This is a genomic window from Mesorhizobium sp. B3-1-8, assembly GCF_006439495.1.
In the GTDB taxonomy this organism is placed as follows: Bacteria; Pseudomonadota; Alphaproteobacteria; order Rhizobiales; family Rhizobiaceae; genus Mesorhizobium.
Genome location: NZ_VFTK01000026.1, coordinates 20289 through 38911, shown reverse-complemented (window position 1 = coordinate 38911; position 18623 = coordinate 20289). Strand labels below are relative to the sequence as shown.

The window sequence follows — 18623 nt, the reverse complement described above, 5'->3', positions numbered from 1 at the left end:
GAGCGCGCCACGGGGCGCAGGGAGATACGCCCTTATTTCTTTTTCAGCACGGCGTCGGCCTTGGCCGCCGCGTCCTTCAAACCGGCCTCGGGGTCGCCGCCAAGATAGATCTTCTGCATGGCGTCCGACGTGATCTGGGCGATCTCTTCCCAGCCGGGGATGACCGGCGCGAAGCGGGCGTCGGGCAGAAGCGCGGTAAAGGCGGCGAGGTCGGCGTTGTTGACGTAATAGTCCATCTTCGCCTCTTCCTTGTTCACCGGCAGGAAGCCTTCGCCTTGCGTGAACTTGGCGCGCTGCTCCTTGGTGAACAGGAAGTCGAGCAGCTTCCAGGCCTCGTCCTTGTTCTTGGAGTTCTTGAACATGATGATGCTATCGGTGACGCCGTAAGTGCCGCGCGCGCCGGTCGGGCCGGCGGGGATGGCGGCGACGCCGTATTTGAGGTTCGGCGCTTCTTCCTTGATCTGGTTGGACAGGAAGGGCGCGGTGATCATCATGCCGACCTTGCCCTGCTTGAACAGGTTCTGCACGTCCTCACGGTTGTTGGAGGTGACGCCGGGTTCCGTCAGGCCCTCGTCGATCATCGACTTGTAGAGCTTGGCGGCTTCCAGCGCGCCGGGCGTGCTCAGGCCGGACGTGCCGTCCTTGTTGAGGATCTCGGTGCCCTGCGACCACATCGCATAGTAGTAATAGACGTCGGTCTCGATCTCCTTGCCCTGCAAGCCGAAGCCGAAAGCGCCTTGAGCCTTGATCTTGCGGGCGTCTTCCTGCAGCTCGGTCCAGGTTGCCGGCGGCTTGGCGATGCCGGCCTTCTCGAACAGCTCCTTGTTGTAATACATGGCGCGCGCGGAAGCCGCGATCGGCAGGCCGTAGGTCTTGCCGTCCATGATCGAGGGCTGCAGGAAGGTGTCGATGAAGCGGTCCTTGAACTCGGGCTTGATGTAGCTGTCGAGCGGCTCGGCGACATCCTGCTGGACGAAGTCGATCAGCCAGCGCGTGCCGATGATCGAAAGGTCGGCATTGGTGCCGGCGGTGATGTCGGTGGTGAGCTTCTGCAGGAGCACATCCCACGGCACCACTTCATACTTGATGGTGATGCCGGGATTGGCCGCCTCGAATTCCTTCTTCACTTCCTCGAAATAGGGGCCGGTCTTGGCGCTGTATTCGGCGACGGTGACGCGCACCTCGCCGGCACCGGCAGGTGCGGCAAAAGCCAGCATGCTCATTCCGGCCAACAGGCCGACAGTCCATTTCGCAAGGCTCATCTGATCTCTCCCATTGATGCACGTTGGCGCCTGGACCCTTGGGGGCGCAGGATTTATGTTACTTTCCTACATTATCCATCATTTCGCGTCATGCAAGCGGATTATCATGTTGCTTAATTACATTTGCTTGGTTAGCCTGCCGGCTTAAAATGAGGGTGGAGGAGCGGGCAAATTGGGTTCGAAAGCCGAGTTCGAAGGCAAGACAATTGTCGTCACCGGCGCCGGCGGCGGCCTCGGTTCGGCGATCGTTGAGCTCATGGCGGAGCGCGGCGCGCGAATCGTCGGCTGCGACCAGTCGACGGAAGCGCTGGCCAGCCCGCATATCGCGTCGCGCCATGTCTTCAACCTGCTCGACCGGGCCTCGATCGAAGCGGCGGTCCCCGCGCTGCTCGACAAGGACGGCGTCCCCGACATCCTGATCAACAATGCCGGCTGGACGCGCGCCGAGACCTTGAAGGCGCTGACGGCGGACAAAATCGAGCAGGAGCTCGACCTCAATTTGACCGGCGTGATGACTTTCGCCGATCCGCTGATCAAGGCGATGGCCGGGCGCGGTTCTGGCAGCGTCGTCTTCATTTCCTCGGTCAACGCCATCGCGCATTTCGGCAATCCGGCCTATGCCGCGGCCAAGGCCGGCATCAACGCCTATGCCAAATCGGTCGCCGTCGAGCTCGGCCGTGCCGGGTTGCGGGCCAATGTCGTGTGCCCGGGGTCGATCCGCACCGCCGCCTGGGACCATCGCCTGGCCAAGGATCCCGAGATCCTCGGCCGGCTGCAGCGGCTCTATCCACTCGGCCGCATCGTCAACGCACGGGAAGTGGCGGAGGCCGTCGCTTTCCTTGCCTCCGAGCGCGCTTCCGGCATAACAGGTGCCGTGGTGCCCGTGGACGCCGGACTGACGGCCGGCTACCTGCCTTTCATCGACGACATATTGGGAGCGTGACCATGACCGACGTCCAGTTCCGCAACCTGTCGAAATCCTTCGGCCAGCACAAAATCCTCGAGGACATCAACCTCGACATCCGGACCGGCGAGTTCGTCGTGCTGGTCGGCCCGTCCGGCTGCGGCAAGTCCACCCTGCTGCGCATGCTGGCAGGGCTGGAGGCGATCACCTCCGGCGATCTCGTCATCGGCGGCACGCGCGCCAACGAGCTGCCGCCGCAGAAGCGCAACATCGCCATGGTGTTCCAGTCCTACGCGCTGTTCCCGCATTTGAAGGCTGCGGAAAATATCGGCTTCGGCCCGAAAATCCGCGGCGAGAACCGCGCCGCGATCGACGACAAGGTCAAGAAGGCGTCGGGCGTGCTCAACCTCTTCTCCTATCTCGACCGCTATCCAAGGCAATTGTCGGGCGGCCAGCGCCAGCGAGTCGCCATGGGCCGCGCCATCGTGCGCGAGCCTTCGGTCTTCCTCTTCGACGAGCCGCTTTCCAATCTCGACGCGCAATTGCGCGTGCAGATGCGCACCGAGATCAAGGCGCTGCACCAGCGGCTGAAATCGACCATCGTCTACGTCACCCACGACCAGATCGAGGCGATGACCATGGCCGACCGCATCGTGGTGATGGATCGCGGCCGCATCCAGCAGGTCGGCCAGCCGCTGGAGCTCTACGACCGGCCGGCCAACAAATTCGTCGCCGGCTTCATCGGCTCGCCCTCGATGAGTTTCGTCTCCGGCGCGCTGAAGACGGTCGGAGCCAAGTCCTGGTTTGAAACGACGAGCGGCGGCCGACTGGCGCTCTCGGGCAAGGCCACGTCAGGCGGCGACACGGTCGAGGCCGGCATCAGGCCCGAGCATTTCGTGGTTGGCGCCGGCGACGATGCCATCGCCATCAAGGTCGATGTCGTCGAGCCGACCGGGTCGGAAACCCATGTCTATGGCTCGGTCGGCGACGACACGGTGCGCGCGGTGTTCCGCGACCGGCTGCAGGTAAAGCCGGGCGACCGGCTGCCGGTGAGCGTCGACCCGCGCAACATCCACCTCTTCGACAAGGCGACGGGCCTGCCGCTCTGAGATGATGACATGAAGACCCCGGCCGACATCATCACCCGCCTGCAATTGATGTCGCAGGACGGCACCAAGTCGGATCGCCGGCTAGCCGGGCTGGTGCTTTCCGACCTCGATTTCGCCTCCAAGGCCGCGATCTCGGAGATCGCCGCGCGCGTCGGGGTCAGCGAGCCGACCGTCACCCGCTTCTGCCGCAATCTCGGTTGCGAGGGCCTGCGCGATTTCAAGTTCTACCTGGCGCAGGCGATCGCCATCGGCGGCCAGTATCTGTCGCCGGAGCCGCTCAGCCGCGACGCGCGTGAGCAGCGCATCGCCTCGGCGATAACCGAAGCGGCGATCGCCGCCATCCAGCGCGCCAGCGAAAACCTCGACATGACGACGCTGATGGATGTCGCCGCCCGCATCGCCGCTTCCGGCAACGTGCTGTGCATCGGCTCGGGCGGCATTTCCTCGATGATGGCGACCGAGATGCAGAACCGGCTGTTCCGACTCGGCCTGTCGGCGCTCGCCCAGATCGACGGCCAGTTGCAGCGCATGTATGCCGCGGTGGCGACGCCCGAGACGACGCTGGTCGCCTTCTCGGTGTCGGGCTATGCGCGCTCGGTGATCGAGGCGGTCGAGGTGGCGCAGCAATATGGCGCCGCCACCGTCGCCATCACAGCGCCGGACTCCGCGCTGGCAAAAGCCGCCGACACGGTGATTCTTTTGCAGTCGGTCGAGGACGGCAACATCTACAAGCCGACCTCGTCGCGCTACGCGCTTTTGGCCATCCTCGACATGATCGCCACCACGGTGGCGGAATCACGCGGCCCGAAAGTGCTGGAGAATTTGCGCCGCATCAAGCAGAGCGTGAACACGCTGAAGGTGGATGATCCGAGGCTGCCGCTGGGCGACTGAGCGGTTGCAGTGGCTTGCGCCGTCAGCGCTGGCGATCCCTCGCGCCCTCCTCTGGCCGCTACTCTATGCACATCTTCTGTGACTGGCGCGACTGATCAGGCGGAGGCTTGATTGCCAGGTGGTTCCCCCAATCCGTCGCTGCTTCGCAGCGCCACCTTTCCCCCCTCCGGAGGGAAAGGAAGGGAGCGTTGCTGGACGAGCATTGACGGCAAAAAGCTTGGCGCCTTCCTCTACCCCGTCGATCGGGGGAGAGGTGGCTCGGCGAAGCCGAGACGGAGTGGGGGTCGACCAGCGCAGCATAGGATAACGCAAGCGGCAAGCTGCCATGCGCGCTATCGCCAAAGGCCAGCCGCCTGGAAATGTGTGCATGCTGTAGCCTCTGTCCGGCAGGACAGAGGGGGCGCCGTCCCGCCTGCATCTCAAATTTAGATTATCCGATCAGAGCCTCGACGCTTTTCGCCAGCTCGGCCCCATCACCCACGACCCGCAGCGTCTTCAGTCGCGATGTGCCGCCGGCAACCACCGAAACGCCCGACACTGGTACACCCAGCGCCTTGGCCATCATCCGTTCCAGCGCTTGATTGGCGGCGCCGTTCTCCGGCACGGCGCGCACGCGGGCTTTAAGGTGACTGCGGCCATCGGCGGTGGTCTCGACGCCGTCGATCCGGTCGAGTGCCGCCTTCGGCGTCAGCCGCACATAAAGGTCGATGCCGTTCTCGCGCAGCCGGAACGACGGGCTCATCAGCCGCCGGTCACGACCCAGGACCAGACGGTGGTGACGAGAAACTGCCGGATGAAGAAAAGGATCAGAAGCAGGATGATCGGCGAAATGTCGATGCCGCCGAGATCGGGCATGAAGCGGCGGATCGGGCGCAAGGCCGGATCGGTCAGCCGGTAGAGCATGTTGCCGATGGTGCCGACGAACTGGTTGCGCGAGTTGACGACATTGAAGGCATAGAGCCAGGAAAAGATCGCCGAGGCGATGATGATCCACCAGTAGATATCAAGCGCCATGACGATGGTCTGAATAAGGGCGATCATGCCGGTCTCCAAATTGTCGCCGACATGTAGCCATTGCTTGGCCTGCGAGCAAGGCCCGCGGGCTTGGCGAGCGGGCAAGACCCGCAGGTCCCGGCGCATGGCGTCAGGCCATCGTTTCGCCTTGACATCAAACGGCCGCGACCGATACAAGCCCATCCGCTGGAACGGGGCTGTAGCTCAGCTGGGAGAGCGCATCGTTCGCAATGATGAGGTCAGGGGTTCGATCCCCCTCAGCTCCACCAGCCAGCACAAGCAAGTGCTTCTCATCGCTTCCGCCTTCCTCGCTCAGCATTTTGTGACCGCCGGATTTCGGGCGCGTGCCTGGAACCAATGGTGGGGCAAGACGGTTCAGCTATACTTTTGAAGCTGATATGCCCCCGCCGGCTGGGTAAGCGGCGATGCTCGAGGAGTTTCCACCATGCAGATTTCGTCCAGGTTCCGTTCCGTCGCGGTCGCGGCAATCGCCGCCGCGGGCGTCAGCATTGCCAGCGCCGCGCATGCCGACAGCGGCACGATCCGCTTTTCCGTCTACAAGGCGGCCTTCTTCATCGGCGGCTCCGGCGGCGAAGGCACGCTGACCTTCCATGGCAAGCGCTATCCGATCTCGATCGGCGGCGTCTCGGGCGGCCTCGCGTTCGGCGCGTCCAAGACCTATTTCCAGGGCAGGGTGCGCCACATCCGACGCGCCAGCGATGTGACGGGCGTCTACGGCGCAGCCGGCGGCGGCGGCGCGCTCGGCAGAGGCGCCCAGGTGATCGTCATGACCAATGACAAGGGCGCCCAGCTCGAGCTTACCGGCCGGCAGGTCGGCCTGCAGGTCAACGCCGATCTCAGCGGCATCAGCATCGCGCTGAAGAGGTAGGAGGCAGGAGCTCCGTCCGTTAATCCTGGATGGGTCGGATCCGCCGAACGCAGAGGTCCGGCCCCCTTTCCACACATATGTCACCGGCCAAGATCATTCGCATACGCATGTTTCCAAACCCGTGAGTTTGGAAACGATCGGCCATTTCGCGCGCCATTGCCGCGAAACGGACCGGGCGCATTCATCCCGCATCCGATGGCGCGACGCCGTCTCAACGGAACAGGGGAATGCGAAATGTCCATGCTTGGAAATCTCGGCCGCTCCATCATGCGCCAGCATAACGACACCAAAACCAGAAGCCTCATGAACAGCCTGTCGCCCGAGCTGCAGAAGGACATCGGCTGGGAGGCCGCGCAGGGCACGCGCGAAAAGGCGCGGCTCGCGCGGATCGTGTTCGCCGGCACGCGCTGAGCAGCCCTGGCCCTTCGTTTCGAACGCGACGGGGGCTTTTCCGATCCCGGCCCGCCACGCCCTAAGACAGCGACATGTCAGCCATCTTAATGGAGGAAATGCCAATGTCAGTGCTTGGAATCCTGCTTCATTTCACCCGCGCGGTTGTCCACGCGCATAACAACGCCAAGGTCCGAAACCTCATGGATGCGCCTCGGGCGCAGGCTGAAGCCGGCGCGGAAAGGCCCGTCACGGACATCGAAAGGCGTTCCTCGCGGCGCGACAGACGATCGAAGTAACGGTCGTCGTTTCAGCGCCGGGCAGGGCCTTCTAAAGGACGCGGCTTCGATGCGCAGGCAGATCGGGCATCTCGGCCTGACGGAAAGAGCTGTCAGCAATCGGGACAGCAATGCCCGCATCCGATGTCCGAGAATATCCGCTCGCAACGGTGTATCGCTTAGCCCGCCTATCGTGATGCTGCCGGCGCCTTGTAATGGCGTTGGCGCGCATAGGCCACGCAGGCGTCCACCGTGCTGACACAGAGTGCATCGCGGCTGTTCGGCAAGTTGTTGTCGCCGGCATAGGCGACCTCGGCGACGTGGCCGTCGAGCATGCGTATCTGCGTGTTGCAATAGCCGCCGGGAGCAACATTGACCGATCCGCCGACAGCAGGAATCGGGCCTGCGGTCAAGGTCGGCACCGCAATGCTGAGATTGCCGCGTTGCACGGTGCGCTGGTAGGTCCAGATCTGACCGGACGAACCCACATCCGCCGTTGCGCTCGGAAAGCCGGCGCACATGCGTATGTCGGCCTCGCTGAGGCCGACCATTTCCCTGCGGGCCGCGGCAGCGGTGACGTCCTCCTTCGCGAGCCGCGACGTATCGTCAGGGATGACACAGGACGACAGAAGGGGGAGGCCTGCCGCAAGAAGGGCAAGTTTTCGAATGCGCGAAGATGTCATGCCGTCGGTCGAAGTTGCGTGTTGCCCGGCCTGCCCAGTTGGCTACCTAGGCAATCGAGCGGCGGGGTCAACCCGCCTCGCAAAAACGAGACGGCTTCAGGTTACCCGCAGATAGCTCGTCATGCCGGTCTTCTGGTGCTCGATGATGTGGCAATGCAGCAGCCAGTCGCCGGGATTGTCGGCGACGAAGCCGAGCTGCACCTTCTCGTCGGGCTGGATGAGATAGGTGTCGGAGACCAGCGGCTGGACGGCTCTGGTCGAGGACGACAGCACCTTGAAACTCATCCCATGCAAATGGATCGGGTGCGCGTGCGGGGTGAGGTTTTCCATGTCGATGACATAGCTCTGGCCGAGCTTCAGATCGGCGAGCGGCGCGGTGGGGTCTGGCGTGTCGCCCGGCCACGGCACCTTGTTGATCGCCCAGAAACTGTAGCCGAGCGAGCCGCAAATGCTGTCGGCCGCAACGTTCTCGGCCGTCGCGCTGAGCGCCAGCGGAATGCGCTTGGCGCCGGCAAGGTCTACCTCCGCCACCGGATTGGCTTCGAGCGGGCCGAGATCGCGCAGATCGTGCTTGAGCGATTCGCCGACCGAACGCAGCGTCGCCAGGATTTTCGGCTTGGTGCCCCGGACGTCGCGCAGGCTGACGATCGCGCCCTCCTCGTCGGGCATGCGGATGGCAAGCTCGAGCCGCTGGCCGGGTTCCAGTTGCAGGGCATCCGGCGTAAACCGTTGCGGCACCGGGTTGCCATCGAGCGCTATGACCGTCGCCTCGGCGCCGTCGACGCGGAAGGCATAGATGCGGGTGACGTCGGTGATGGCCGCCCTAAGCCGCACCAGCCCGCCGGCCGGCGCATCGAATTGCGGCTGGTCGAGCCAGTTGGCGGTGCGCACCGTGCCGAAGGTGCCGGCCTTGGCCGCGTCGCGCGGCCTGAACGGCGCGATGAACTGGCCGTCGTCGCCAAGCCGCCAATCGCGCAGGTTGACGACCATCTCGACATCGAAGACCGGGTCGTTCGGGTTCTCGACCACGATCACGCCGGTCAGGCCGTGACCCATCTGGATCAGCGTGTTGCAATGCGGGTGGTACCAGAACGTGCCGGCGTCGGGCGGCGAAAACGCGTAGTCGAAACGGTCGCCCTGATAGACATAGGGCTGCACCAGGAACGGCACGCCATCCATCTTGTTGGGAACGCGGATGCCATGCCAGTGGATGGTCGTCGGATCGTCGATGCCGTTGATCAGCCGCGCTGAGAAAGGCTCGCCCTTCCTCATCCTGACGACCGGGGGCATGCCGGCTTCGCCGTAGGTCAGCACATTCTTCGTCGGCGCGCCGTCCATCAGTTGCGCCTCGATGCTCGCGGTCTTCAGGACCAGCGGCTCGGGCTTCGGCGCCGCCCAGCCGGCAAACTTGCCGGCGGCCGAGAGGCCGATACCGGCCGCGCCGGCGGCCCCGGCGCCCTGCAGGAGTTTGCGGCGTGTGAGGACCGACATTGGAATCCCGAAACAGATGAGTGGCGGTCTCAGGCCTTATCATCATTCGGGCACATCCCGAAACGGACAGATCGCCGCCCGCAAGCAAGATCGGTCCCAGGCCGGAATGCGGCCAGCTGCGTGGCTCCGATCAATCTCCGACGGCGGCGAGATGCCCGCCGCCGAAATCCTTGAGCACAAGTTTCGGCACGGTTTCGCCGATCCGCCGGGTCGCGCTTGGAATTTCGCGGTCGAGACGGGGAAAGCGTGTCCGGCGTCGTGACGGATCGGGAACCGGCACCGCCTCGATAAGCCGCCGCGTGTAGGGATGGCGCGGGTTGGAAAAGACCTGGTCGCGACTGCCGATCTCGACGATCTGGCCGAGATACATGACGGCGACGCGGTCCGAGATGTTCTCGACCACCGCCATGTCATGCGAGATGAAGAGATAGGCGACGCCGAATTCGCGTTGCAGCTCCTTCAAAAGATCGAGCACGCGCGCCTGCACCGAGACATCGAGAGCCGACACGCTCTCGTCGGCGATGATCAGCTTCGGCCTTAGCGCCAGCGCCCGGGCGATGCAGATGCGCTGGCGCTGGCCCCCAGAGAATTCATGCGGATAGAGCTCCATCTGTGCTGCCGACAGGCCGACCCGCTCGAACAGGGCAGCCACTTGGCTCTGGCGTTCCTGCCGTGAGCCGATGCCGTGGATCAGAAGCGGCTCGGCCACCAGATCGCCGACGCGCATGCGCGGATCGAGCGAAGCGTAAGGATCCTGGAACACCATCTGCACGTCGCGGCGCACCGCCTTGCGCGCGTCGCCGCCAAGCCCGGAGAGCTCGCGGCCGCCGATCGTCACGCCGCCCGTATAGGGCACGAGGCCGGCCAGCGCCTTGGCGGTGGTGGACTTGCCGCAGCCGGATTCGCCGACCAGCGCCAGCGTCTCGTTGGGCGCGATCGAGAAGCTGACGCCCTCGACGGCGTGGACCCGCCGGTTGACGCGACCGAAGAAGCCGCCGCGCAGGTCGAAGCGGACATGGAGGTCGTTCACCACCGCCACCTTGTCCTGACCGGTTGCGCCGGCTGCCCCTCCCGTGGCGCGCCGACCAGCGCCCGAGCCGATGCGCGGAACGGCGGCCAGCAATTCTTGCGTATAGGCGGCCCGCGGCCTGGCGAAAATGTCGGCGGTGGCGCCTTCCTCGACCATGCGGCCGTTGCGCATGACGATGACCCTATCGGCCATTTCAGCGACGACGCCCATGTCGTGGGTGATGAGGATCACGCTGGTGCCGTGCTGGCGCTGCAGGTCGCGCAGCAGCTCCAGCACCTCGCCCTGGACCGTGACGTCGAGCGCCGTCGTCGGCTCGTCGGCGATGAGCACGTCGGGCTCCAGCGCCAGCGCCATGGCGATCATCACCCGCTGGCGCATGCCGCCCGACAATTCGTGCGGAAACTGCTTCAGCCGGCTTTCGGCTTCGGAAATTCGAACCGCCTTCAGCGCCTCGACCGCGCGCCGTTGCGCCTCGGCGTGGGAAAGGCCGGTATGCGCTTCGATCGATTCGGTGAGTTGCCGGCCGATCGACAGCACCGGATTGAGCGAGGTCATCGGCTCCTGGAAGATCATGGCGATGCGATCGCCCCGAATGTCGCGCATGCGGCGCTCGTCGAGGGCGGTCAGCTCGACGGCGCCGCGATCCTTGTCGAAGAGCCGGATCGTGCCCGCGGCGATGCGGCCGGCCGGTTGCGGTAGGAGCTGCATGATCGCCAGCGCCGTCATCGACTTGCCGGAACCGGACTCGCCGGCGATGCACAGCGTCTCGCCGCGTCTGAGCGACAGCGACAGGCCGGACACGACTTCGCGCTCGCCGTCCTCGCCGCGCACGCCGACGCAGAGGTCGGTGATTTCGAGCACCGGCCCCGCGGCCGCCTTTGCGGCGGCGTCAGCGTGTTCGTCGACCACGACTGCGCTCATTCGAAGACGCAGCGCGGGAAGTAGAACGACACCACCCAGTTCGGCATGTCGACGATCTCGCTGATCCTGAGATCGCCGCAGACCGAGACCAGCATGTAGGCATCGACCGGGTCGAGCTTGTAACGGGCGGACAGCAGGTCGACCATCTGGCTGACTGCCTCCTTGGCCCCGGCCATCAGATCCGGTCCGATGCCCGTCGTCACCTCGTAGCCCTTGGCGTCGAGATGCCGCGTCACCGGGCCGGGCGTGGTGAAACGCGGCGTCTTCAGCCGCGCGTCCTTCACCAGGTCGAGCTTCAGCACGACGTCCATCGGACTCTCGATCGCCGTGCCGCATACCTCGCCGTCGCCTTGCGCGGCATGGGTGTCGCCGATCGAGAACAGCGCGCCCGGCACTTCCACCGGCAGATAGAGCGCGGTGCCCGCGGCAAGGTCGCGGATGTCGAGATTGCCGCCGACACGCCGTGGCGGCACCACCGAATGCAGGCCCATCTCGGCCAACGCGTTGCCGATGGTGCCGGCGAACGGTTTCAGCGGCACGCGGGCGTTCTTTCCGAACAACGCCGGCTCGAGCGAGCCGGCGTCGTATTTCCAGATGTTGAGCGCCGGTTCCTTGAAGTCGTCGGCGAGCAGGCCGAAGCCCGGGATGTTCGCCGTCCAGCCGAAGCCGGACGGTTTGAACATCTCGATCGTCACCTTCAGCGCATCGCCGGGCTCGGCACCCTCGACGAAGATCGGCCCGGTCACCGGGTTGACCTTGGAGAAGTCGAGCCGGGCCACGTCGGCGACCGTGCTGTCGGCCTGGAGCTGGCCACCCGCCGCATCTAGGCACTGGAACTCGATCGTTGAACCGGGCGCCACCCGTTCGGCCGGGGCGAAGGAATTGTCCCAGCCGAAATGGTGATGGCGCCCGTGGATGGTGTAGTCGCAGTTACTGCACATCTTTCACATACACATTGTCGTAGTTGATCGGGATATGGACCGGGTCGACATAGAGATTGTCGGCGCCGCCCATGCGGGCTGATTTCAGCGTGAAGCGCTGCTCGTTGAAGACCGGCGCCCAGGGCGCGTCCTCCATGATCTTGTCATAGATCGCGCTCCACATCTTCTCGCGTTCCTCGGACTTGGCCGGGTCGACGACGGAATCGGCCTCGGCCGCCTTGGCGTCGAGATCCTTGTTGCAATACCACGACCAGTTCCAGCCGCCGGGCACCGCGCCGGCGCAACCGAGGATCGGGCCGTAGAAATTGGAGGGATCCGGGAAGTCGGCGATCCAGGCCATGCCGCCCGACCAGATCATCGGCGCGCCGGCCTTGTCGCCGCCGGCGGCGATCACATTGGCCTGGGCCAGCGACTGGATGCTGGCCTTGATACCGATGGCCGCCAGATCCTGCTGGATCGCCTGGGCGATGCGCGGATTGGGATCGGTGTTCATGGCGAAGAGCTGCGTCTCGAAGCCGTCGGGATGGCCGGCCTCGGCGAGCAGGGCCTTGGCCTTGGCGACGTCATAGGCATAACCCTTGAACGCCTTGTCGTAGCCGGGCATCGAGGGCGGCAGCGGCTGGTTGGCCGGCACCGCGCGATTGTTGATCATCTGGACGATGCGGCCCTTGTTGATCGCCATGTTGACAGCCTGGCGCACCTTGACATTGTCGAAGGGCGCCATGGTGGTGTTCATGGTGACGTAGCCGGTGTGCAGCTGTCCGCCCACCACGACGCGGGCCTTCTGCTCAGGATCGTTCATCACCTCCTGGAACTTGGCCGGCGGAATGCCGTCGCCGGGGACGTCGATCTCGCCCTTCTGCAGGCGCAGCAGCGCCACGATCGGCTCCTGGCCGATCTCGAAGGTGATCTTGTCGAGATGCGGCAGGCCCTTGTGCCAATAATCGGGATTGCGCTCGAAGACGATGCGCTGGCCGAGCGTCCATTCGGCGAGCTTGAAGGCGCCGGTGCCGACCGGATGCTTGCCGAAATCGGCGCCGTACTTCTCGACCTCCTCCTTCGGCACGACATGCGAGAAGTTGATCGCCATGACATGCAGGAAGGTGGCGTCCGGCCGGGTCAGCTCGAACTTGATCGTGTAGGGGTCGACCACGGTGACGCCGGAGAGGCCTTCCGCCTTGCCGGCGGCGACATCGTCATAGCCGTTGATCGAGCCGAAAAAGCCGGCGCCCGGGCTCTGCGTCTTCGGGTTGGTGACGCGGTCGAGCGAATATTTGACGTCGTCGGCGGTCATCTCGCGGCCGTTGTGGAACTTCACGCCATGGCGCAGCTTGAAGGTGAAGGTCTTGCCGTCGGGCGAGATCTCGTAGCTTTCGGCGAGATCGGGCTTGAGCTTGGTCGTGCCGGGCTCATAGTCCATCAGCCCGTCGAACAGGCTCTTGATCATCGACCAGTTCTGCCAGTCATAGCCGATCGCCGGGTCGAGGGTCGCGACATCGTCCTTGTAGGTGATGGTGATGGCGCCGCCCTGCTTGATGTTCGGGTCGACCGCGTCCTCGGCGCGCGCGCTTGCCATGCCGAGCATCAGCACAAGCGCCGATGCCGCGACGGTGGATGCGAGAAACTTTTTCATTTTTATGTTCCCTTTCTCTGTTCGGTTTTCATTTTCATCTGAGTTTAATCCGGGGGTCGATGAAGGGGGCGATGATGTCGGCGAGAAGGTTGCCGAGCACGATGGCGAAGGCCGAGACCAGGGTGACGCCCATGATGATCGGGATGTCGACACGCTGGATGGCCTGCCAGGCCAACTGGCCGATGCCGGGCCAGCCGAACACGCTTTCGACCACCACGATGCCGCCCATGAAGATGCCGACGTCGATGCCGATCATGGCGACGACCGGCAGGATGGCGTTGGGCAGCGCGTGACGGAACAGGATGGCGCCGCGCGCTAGGCCCTTGGCGCGGGCGGTTCGCATATAGTCCTGGCGCAGCACGTCGATCATCGACGAGCGCATCATGCGCGCGTACCAGCCGGCGCCGAGTATGCCCATGGTCAGCGACGGCAGCACGAGGTGGCGCCAGCTGCCGTAGCCGCCGATCGGGAACCAGCCGAGCCTGACGGCGAAGACGTAGAGCAGGAGCAGACCGACGACGAATTGCGGCGCCGAGACGCCGACGAAGGAGGCGACCATCAAGGTCTGGTCGGTGGCGGTGCCGCGCCTGACGGCGGCGATCAGCCCCATGGTGAGGCCGATCGCCAGCTCGCACAGGATGGCGCCGACCATCAGCAGCAGGCTGGCCGGCAGCCGCGAGACGATGAGTTCGGTGACTTCCGAGCGCTGGATGTAGGAGCGGCCGAGATCGCCACTGACGAGCCTCGTGAGATAGTGCCAGTACTGGACGATGAAGGGCTGGTCGAGGCCGAGCTGGCGGCGGATGTTCTCCACCGTTTCGGGGGTGGCGCTGCGCCCGGCGATCTGGCGCACCGGATCGGCCGGCAAAAGATAGAGCAGCGCGAAGGTGATCAGCGAGACGCCGAGGAGTATGAGCAGCGACTGGATGAGCCGGCGGCCGAGATAGGCAATCATAATCGGCCCCCCATTATTCCCGCCCTCTTTGCGTCGGGTCGAGGATGTCGCGCAGCGCGTCGCCGATCAGGTTGAAGGCCAGCGCCAGCGCCAGGATCGCTGCGCCGGGGAAGAACACCAGCCAGGGCGCTGCCTGGAAATAGGTCTGGTTCTCGAAGATGATGTTGCCCCACGACGCCGTCGGCGGCTGCACGCCGATGCCGAGATAGCTGAGCGTGGCTTCGAGCAGCACCGTGGTCGAGATGCCGAGCGTGCCCCAGACGATGATGGTCGGCAGGAGATGCGGCAGGATGTGGCGGATGAGAATACGCGGTGCGCTCGCCCCTATCGTGCGCTCGGCATCGATGAACTCGCGCTCGGAGAGCGACGAGGTTTCGGTGTAGATGACGCGCGCGGTCTGCACCCAGTTGACCAGCGCGATCACCATGGCGACGATCCACAGGCTCGGCTCGAACACCGCCGCCAGGCAGATGGCTAAAAGCAGCGCGGGAAAGGCCATCATCAGGTCGGTGAAGCGCATCAGCGCGCTGCCGATCCAGCCCCGGAAATAGCCCGCCGTGACGCCGACCAGCGTGCCGATCAGAAGCGCCACGCCGTTGGCGACGATGCCGATGATCAGCGAGGTGCGCGCGCCGAACAGGATGCGGGTCAACAGGTCGCGGCCGAGCAGGTCGGTGCCCAGCCAGAACTTGGCGTTCGGCGGCAGCGGCGAGCCTTCGAGCGTCAGGCCGTCGAACATCTGCTCGTTGGGATCGTAGCCGGTCAGCCATGGGGCGAGGATGGCGCCGGCGAGCACGATGGCGATAATGAACAGCCCGACCAGCGCCAGCGGCCGCCTGACCAGCCGGCGCCAGACGCCAGCGCGCGGCTTTGCCGGCATCCGGCCCGTCGAAAGGTCAGGCGCGATGGGATTGGTCATCGCCGCCCTCCGCTTCGGTCATCGCCACGATGCGCCGGGCCGCTTCCTCGACGCTGATCTGCCAGTTCATCGCCAGCGATCTGAGCTGCGCGTAGGCGCGGTCGTCGTCGCTGCCTTTCGACAAAGCCGCGACCGCGCGCACGATGGTCTGGCGCTCGCCGACCCGCTGGCGCAGCGACGCGATCTCGCCGGCAAGCTGCCTGCGCGCCTCGAAACTCTGCCGGGCGATCAGCAGCGCGCTGTAGACGCCGGCGGTCCCGACCGGTTTCAGCAATTGCGCATCGGCCTTGTGCGACAGCGCCCATTCGATACGGCCCGGCGCCTCCGAGCCGATCAGCGCCACCAGCGGCATCGGCGCCTCGCCGGGCTTCCACGGGAACTGCTCGTCGAAGCCGAGGTCGGCGTCGAAGAACACGAAATCCGCTGCCAGCGCCTCCGCCGGCAGATGCGGCCAGCACTCGACCGCCGCGAGGCCGATCGCCGACAACTGCCTGGTGATCGCCTGCACCGTGGTGTGCGGACGATGCAGCACGAAGGCCTTGGCGCCGCCGAGATTGGGGATGCGCGCGGCGCGGCTCACGACACCACCCTGAGCCGCGGACGGCCGAAGACTTTGGCCGGATCGTAGCGCGAAAGATAGGGGTCGGGCGCCACCTCTTCCTCGCGGCTCACCACCTCGAAGAAGCCGTCGGCAATACGCCCGATGATCACCGGCAGGGTCGCATGCTGGGTGTGCGGATCAATGGCGATCGGCCCGAGGCGGGTCGCGAAGCGGCGCTCGGCGAAGGCTTTCGAGAATTCCGCCGGGCCGGCGTCCGGGTTGCCGGCAAGCACGTCCGCCATCACCTGCACCGAGGCATAGGCGGAGGCTTCGAAGGACGAGGCGAAGGCGGCCGGGCGCGGCGCGAAATAAGGCCCGGCCGACAGATGGCCCTTGCCCGTTTCGCCGATTGCCGGCAGCTCGCCCTCGGTGAGATTGCACGAAATCACCGGGCAGGCGCCAGGCTTGAAGGCCGCATCCTCTCGTCCCAGGTCGCGATAGGCGGCGAGGAAAGCATAGGACGAGGTGCCGATCAGGTTGTTGAGGATGAAATTCGGCCGCGTGACGCGGATTTCGTCGATCAGGCGCGAAACGCCGGTCTCGCCGATGCGCAGATAGCGTTCGCCGAGCACCTTGCCGCCGGCGTCGGCGATCAGGTCGCGCGCGACGCGGTTCATCTCCCAGCCCCATATGTAGTTCGAGCCGAGCAGGAAGCCGTTGGCGCCGAAACGCGGCGCGACATGAGCCATCAGCGGCACCAGATGCTGGTTCGGGCAGGCATGCATGTAGACTACATGCTCGTTGGCCTCGAAGCCTTCATACGGGCAGGCATACCAGAGCATGCCGCCCGCCTTCTCCAGCACGGGAATGGTCTCCTTGCGGCTCCAGGAGGTGATGCAGCCGACGACATGGCGGGCGCTGCTGGTGCGGAAGATGTCTTCGCAGAGCGTCGCGTAGCGGTCGGCGTTGCTTTGCGGATCGCGCTCGACCGGGACGAGCTCGATGCTTTGCGCGCGATCGGCGTTGATGTCGGCGATCGCGCGCATCGCCCCCAGCCGGCAGGCGTCGGAGACGAGCTGATAGCTGCCTGACCGGGAATAGAGGATGCCGATCTCGATACGTCGTTTCAAGCAAGGCCCCAAAAATGAAAAAGCCTCGCAGCCAGCGCCGGATGGGCGAGGCATACGAGGCATTCTTGCCGCCCGGCGACCAAAGCCGGTATTTTCGTCGAGCTACCCTATTCCCTACCGTCCGTCAGTCAAGCCTGAAAGTTGAAGGCCATCTAGTCCCGCAGGCTGAAGACGAAGGGCACGGTGCGGGTGACGCGCGCGCCGAGTTCGGCCGGCGGGGCCGGCACAGAGGCGCCCTGCAAGGACGCGAGCGCCGCGCGGTCGAGATCGCCGTCGCCCGAGGATCGCGCCAGTCGGGCCGAGACCACCCTGCCGGAGGTGTCGACCGTGAAGGTCACGCTCGGCGTGCCCTCGGCCCGCCTGGAGCGCGCCGCGCTCGGATAGCGGGTGTGCCGCCTGATCCATGCAGCCAGGGTGGAATTCCAGCGCGACGGGCTGACGCTGGAGCGCGGCGCCGCATCCGAGGACCGGGGTGCTGCCGCCTTCGCCGCCGCCTTGGCGTCGATGCTGGCGGTGGTCGTCGCCCTGGGTGGAGGCGCCCTTTCCTTCCTGACTCGTTCTTTCGGTTTTCCGACCGGTTTCTTCTCGGCCTTCTTCCTGGGTTCTGCCGGCTTTTGCACCTTCACCGCCGCTTCCACCGGTTTTGGTTGCGGCAGCGGAATGACGACGTCCGGGGCGATCGCCTCGACAGGATCCGGCACGGCCTCGTCCAGCGGCTTCTGCTCGCTCAGCGCGGCAATGGCCTGTTCCGCCCGCGCGGCCTGCTCGGCTTCTTGCGTGTCGTCGGCATCGGATGGCTGTTCGGTCACGGGCTCGGCCTGTTCCACTGCCGGCGCCGGGTCGGTCGCCGGTTTTACCTCGACAGGCTTTTCCGCGTCCGCCGCATCGGGCGGCTCCGGTGTCACCATGTCCAGCATCGCCGCCTCTTCCGGCACGGCGGGCGCGATCGCCAGCGGTGCCATCTCGACCGCCAGCGCCGGCGGCGGACCGCCATCCTGCATCTCGGCGAAACTCAAGGTCTGCAACGCATAGGCGACCGCCACATGCGCGGCCAGAATGATCGCGGCGGCACTCGTCCACAGGCCGGCCTCACGCGCGCCGAAGCGCGGCTGGGAAATGCGGGAAAGGGCGGCGACCGTCATGGCGCCGAGTTTCCGCCCGGCGCCGGGACGAGGTTCGCGCCGGCCGCGGGCATTTCGGGCACGGCCCGCCCGCCGGCATCGCCAGCTGTTTCGAGGCCGACCAGCGCGACCTTGAGATAGCCGGCGCGGCGCAGCAGGTTCATGACTTCCATCAGGTCGCCATAACCGACCGTCTTGTCGGCGCGCAGGAAGATGCGTGTCTGCTTGTCGCCCTTGGTGCGGCTGTCGAGCACGCCGGCAAAGGCCGGACGGGGCACGCCGTCATTGCCGATCGCCAGCGTGAGATCGGTTTTCAAAGTCAAGAACAGCGGTGTCTCGGGTCGCGGCGCCGGCGTTGCCGTCGATCCGGGCAGGTCGACATTGACGTCCACGGTCGCCAGCGGCGCCGCCACCATGAAGATGATCAACAGCACCAGGATGACGTCGATGAACGGCGTGACATTGATGTCGTGGCTTTCCTCGAGATCGTCGCCGGCAGTCTCGCGAATCCGCGCCGCCAT

At 65.4% G+C, this 18623-nt stretch carries 19 protein-coding genes and 1 tRNA gene; 6 read left to right on the top strand and 14 right to left on the bottom strand.

Translation table 11 applies throughout. The annotated features are described in order from the left end of the window. Window positions 1-32 precede the first annotated feature (32 nt). Window positions 33-1262, bottom strand: coding sequence for a sugar ABC transporter substrate-binding protein (locus FJ424_RS22745; RefSeq protein ID WP_140659275.1), 1230 nt, complete (start codon window positions 1260-1262; stop codon window positions 33-35). A gap of 172 nt (window positions 1263-1434) precedes the next feature. On the opposite strand from FJ424_RS22745, the gene FJ424_RS22740 reads away from it, so the two are divergent. The 3 genes from FJ424_RS22740 to FJ424_RS22730 are packed head-to-tail and all read left to right on the top strand — an operon-like array spanning window position 1435 to window position 4166. Further along, window positions 1435-2205, top strand: a complete 771-nt coding sequence (locus FJ424_RS22740) for an SDR family oxidoreductase (protein WP_140659276.1) — start codon at window positions 1435-1437, stop codon at window positions 2203-2205. A 2-nt stretch (window positions 2206-2207) separates the two neighbouring features. Beyond that, window positions 2208-3275 (top strand): sn-glycerol-3-phosphate ABC transporter ATP-binding protein UgpC, encoded by a 1068-nt coding sequence (gene ugpC, locus FJ424_RS22735; RefSeq protein WP_140659277.1) that lies wholly within the window; start codon window positions 2208-2210, stop codon window positions 3273-3275. Between the two features lie 9 nt (window positions 3276-3284). Further along, entirely contained in the window at window positions 3285-4166 is an 882-nt protein-coding gene (locus FJ424_RS22730; protein ID WP_140659278.1) for a MurR/RpiR family transcriptional regulator, read from the top strand. A gap of 430 nt (window positions 4167-4596) precedes the next feature. Here FJ424_RS22730 and FJ424_RS22725 read toward each other — a convergent pair whose 3' ends face one another. Together FJ424_RS22725 and FJ424_RS22720 are read right to left on the bottom strand one after the other, a co-directional pair. Further along, entirely contained in the window at window positions 4597-4908 is a 312-nt protein-coding gene (locus FJ424_RS22725; protein WP_140659279.1) for a DUF167 family protein, read from the bottom strand. After that, on the bottom strand, window positions 4908-5207 hold the full coding sequence (locus tag FJ424_RS22720) for a YggT family protein (RefSeq protein WP_140659280.1): 300 nt from the start codon (window positions 5205-5207) through the stop codon (window positions 4908-4910). Before FJ424_RS22720 ends, FJ424_RS22725 begins: the two co-directional genes overlap by 1 nt. A gap of 166 nt (window positions 5208-5373) precedes the next feature. On the opposite strand from FJ424_RS22720, the gene FJ424_RS22715 reads away from it, so the two are divergent. The 3 genes from FJ424_RS22715 (at window position 5374) to FJ424_RS33680 (ending at window position 6480) form a co-directional block, all read left to right on the top strand. After that, window positions 5374-5449: transfer RNA gene (locus tag FJ424_RS22715), tRNA-Ala, on the top strand. A 176-nt stretch (window positions 5450-5625) separates the two neighbouring features. Next, window positions 5626-6069 carry a hypothetical protein gene (locus tag FJ424_RS22710; RefSeq protein ID WP_128257963.1) on the top strand — a complete coding sequence of 148 codons (444 nt, stop codon included), beginning with the start codon at window positions 5626-5628 and terminating at the stop codon, window positions 6067-6069. 234 nt (window positions 6070-6303) lie between these two features. After that, window positions 6304-6480 (top strand): hypothetical protein, encoded by a 177-nt coding sequence (locus FJ424_RS33680; protein WP_181175593.1) that lies wholly within the window; start codon window positions 6304-6306, stop codon window positions 6478-6480. Between the two features lie 445 nt (window positions 6481-6925). On the opposite strand, the gene FJ424_RS22705 is transcribed toward FJ424_RS33680, so the two are convergent. The 11 genes from FJ424_RS22705 to exbD form a co-directional block, all read right to left on the bottom strand. Next, complete coding sequence (locus FJ424_RS22705; RefSeq protein ID WP_140659281.1) at window positions 6926-7420, bottom strand: hypothetical protein; 495 nt, start codon at window positions 7418-7420, stop codon at window positions 6926-6928. Between the two features lie 96 nt (window positions 7421-7516). Next, window positions 7517-8911 (bottom strand): multicopper oxidase family protein, encoded by a 1395-nt coding sequence (locus tag FJ424_RS22700; RefSeq protein WP_140659282.1) that lies wholly within the window; start codon window positions 8909-8911, stop codon window positions 7517-7519. A gap of 130 nt (window positions 8912-9041) precedes the next feature. After that, window positions 9042-10862: an ABC transporter ATP-binding protein gene (locus FJ424_RS22695; RefSeq protein WP_140659283.1), complete on the bottom strand. Its 1821-nt coding sequence runs from the start codon at window positions 10860-10862 to the stop codon at window positions 9042-9044. Beyond that, a complete protein-coding gene (locus FJ424_RS22690) occupies window positions 10859-11803 on the bottom strand; it encodes an acetamidase/formamidase family protein (protein WP_140659284.1) in 945 nt (314 codons plus the stop codon). Before FJ424_RS22690 ends, FJ424_RS22695 begins: the two co-directional genes overlap by 4 nt. Beyond that, window positions 11793-13436 carry an ABC transporter substrate-binding protein gene (locus tag FJ424_RS22685; protein ID WP_140659285.1) on the bottom strand — a complete coding sequence of 548 codons (1644 nt, stop codon included), beginning with the start codon at window positions 13434-13436 and terminating at the stop codon, window positions 11793-11795. Before FJ424_RS22685 ends, FJ424_RS22690 begins: the two co-directional genes overlap by 11 nt. Before the next feature lie 34 nt (window positions 13437-13470). Next, window positions 13471-14391 (bottom strand): ABC transporter permease, encoded by a 921-nt coding sequence (locus FJ424_RS22680; protein WP_140659286.1) that lies wholly within the window; start codon window positions 14389-14391, stop codon window positions 13471-13473. A 13-nt stretch (window positions 14392-14404) separates the two neighbouring features. Beyond that, window positions 14405-15310: an ABC transporter permease gene (locus tag FJ424_RS22675; protein ID WP_140659287.1), complete on the bottom strand. Its 906-nt coding sequence runs from the start codon at window positions 15308-15310 to the stop codon at window positions 14405-14407. Then, the gene (locus FJ424_RS22670; protein ID WP_140659288.1) at window positions 15288-15890 is read right to left on the bottom strand and encodes an ANTAR domain-containing protein; all 603 of its coding nucleotides are present in this window, start codon (window positions 15888-15890) and stop codon (window positions 15288-15290) included. The genes FJ424_RS22675 and FJ424_RS22670 overlap by 23 nt, the downstream gene beginning before the upstream one ends. After that, complete coding sequence (locus FJ424_RS22665) at window positions 15887-16981, bottom strand: transporter substrate-binding protein (protein WP_140659289.1); 1095 nt, start codon at window positions 16979-16981, stop codon at window positions 15887-15889. Before FJ424_RS22665 ends, FJ424_RS22670 begins: the two co-directional genes overlap by 4 nt. A 152-nt stretch (window positions 16982-17133) precedes the next feature. Beyond that, a complete protein-coding gene (locus tag FJ424_RS22660) occupies window positions 17134-18123 on the bottom strand; it encodes an energy transducer TonB (protein WP_140659290.1) in 990 nt (329 codons plus the stop codon). Beyond that, complete coding sequence (gene exbD / locus FJ424_RS22655) at window positions 18120-18623, bottom strand: TonB system transport protein ExbD (RefSeq protein ID WP_140659291.1); 504 nt, start codon at window positions 18621-18623, stop codon at window positions 18120-18122. Before exbD ends, FJ424_RS22660 begins: the two co-directional genes overlap by 4 nt.

Bases quoted from the DNA above. Each gene is read 5' to 3' on its own strand.
- FJ424_RS22745 (WP_140659275.1), bottom strand. From the start codon at position 1,262: ATGAGCCTTGCGAAATGGACTGTCGGCCTGTTGGCCGGAATGAGCATG.
- ugpC (WP_140659277.1), top strand. From the start codon at position 2,208: ATGACCGACGTCCAGTTCCGCAACCTGTCGAAATCCTTCGGCCAGCAC.
- FJ424_RS22730 (WP_140659278.1), top strand. From the start codon at position 3,285: ATGAAGACCCCGGCCGACATCATCACCCGCCTGCAATTGATGTCGCAG.
- FJ424_RS22725 (WP_140659279.1), bottom strand. From the start codon at position 4,908: ATGAGCCCGTCGTTCCGGCTGCGCGAGAACGGCATCGACCTTTATGTG.
- FJ424_RS22720 (WP_140659280.1), bottom strand. From the start codon at position 5,207: ATGATCGCCCTTATTCAGACCATCGTCATGGCGCTTGATATCTACTGG.
- FJ424_RS22710 (WP_128257963.1), top strand. From the start codon at position 5,626: ATGCAGATTTCGTCCAGGTTCCGTTCCGTCGCGGTCGCGGCAATCGCC.
- FJ424_RS33680 (WP_181175593.1), top strand. From the start codon at position 6,304: ATGTCCATGCTTGGAAATCTCGGCCGCTCCATCATGCGCCAGCATAAC.
- FJ424_RS22705 (WP_140659281.1), bottom strand. From the start codon at position 7,420: ATGACATCTTCGCGCATTCGAAAACTTGCCCTTCTTGCGGCAGGCCTC.
- FJ424_RS22700 (WP_140659282.1), bottom strand. From the start codon at position 8,911: ATGTCGGTCCTCACACGCCGCAAACTCCTGCAGGGCGCCGGGGCCGCC.
- FJ424_RS22695 (WP_140659283.1), bottom strand. From the start codon at position 10,862: ATGAGCGCAGTCGTGGTCGACGAACACGCTGACGCCGCCGCAAAGGCG.
- FJ424_RS22690 (WP_140659284.1), bottom strand. From the start codon at position 11,803: ATGTGCAGTAACTGCGACTACACCATCCACGGGCGCCATCACCATTTC.
- FJ424_RS22685 (WP_140659285.1), bottom strand. From the start codon at position 13,436: ATGAAAAAGTTTCTCGCATCCACCGTCGCGGCATCGGCGCTTGTGCTG.
- FJ424_RS22680 (WP_140659286.1), bottom strand. From the start codon at position 14,391: ATGATTGCCTATCTCGGCCGCCGGCTCATCCAGTCGCTGCTCATACTC.
- FJ424_RS22675 (WP_140659287.1), bottom strand. From the start codon at position 15,310: ATGACCAATCCCATCGCGCCTGACCTTTCGACGGGCCGGATGCCGGCA.
- FJ424_RS22660 (WP_140659290.1), bottom strand. From the start codon at position 18,123: ATGACGGTCGCCGCCCTTTCCCGCATTTCCCAGCCGCGCTTCGGCGCG.
- exbD (WP_140659291.1), bottom strand. From the start codon at position 18,623: ATGGCGGCGCGGATTCGCGAGACTGCCGGCGACGATCTCGAGGAAAGC.